Origin of the sequence: Acinetobacter sp. AS5, from assembly GCF_048957595.1 — a bacterium.
Lineage (GTDB): Bacteria > Pseudomonadota > Gammaproteobacteria > Pseudomonadales > Moraxellaceae > Acinetobacter.
Genome location: NZ_JARDAL010000166.1, coordinates 1 through 574, shown reverse-complemented (window position 1 = coordinate 574; position 574 = coordinate 1). Strand labels below are relative to the sequence as shown.

Genomic DNA, 574 nt, shown 5'->3' with positions numbered 1-574 from the left:
GTGAACTGCAGGAAATGCTGGCCGAACGGGGTGTGAATGTTGATCACACGACTATTTACCGTTGGGTTCAACGTTATGCTCCTGAAATAGAAAAACGTTTACGCTGGTATTGGCGTAATCCTACAGATCTGAGCTCGTGGCATATTGATGAAACCTATGTAAAAGTGAATGGACGATGGTCTTATCTGTATCGTGCAGTCGATCAACGTGGCGATACCATTGATTTTTATCTTTCTTCTAGACGTAATACCAAATCAGCATATTGTTTTCTTGGAAAAATTTTAAATAATGTGAAGAAGTGGCAAATTCCACAAGTGATCAACACGGATAAAGCACCCACATATGGACGTGCTTTATCACGGTTAAAACGGGAAGGTAAATGTCCACCAGACCTTGAGCACAGGCAGATTAAGTATAAAAATAACGTGATTGAATGTGATCATGGCAAGCTAAAGCGGATCATCAGGGCCACATTAGGATTCAAATCTATGAAGACGGCTTATGCCACAATTAAAGGTATTGAAGTCATGCGTGCACTACGTAAAGGACAAGCATCGTCATTTTATTATGGTCA

At 40.6% G+C, this 574-nt stretch carries 1 protein-coding gene; it reads left to right on the top strand.

Annotation, left to right across the window (positions count from 1 at the left end; translation table 11 throughout):
- Nucleotides 1–574: IS6-like element IS1006 family transposase (locus PV763_RS17775; RefSeq protein ID WP_286379895.1), on the top strand; the 574-nt coding region annotated here is incomplete at both ends.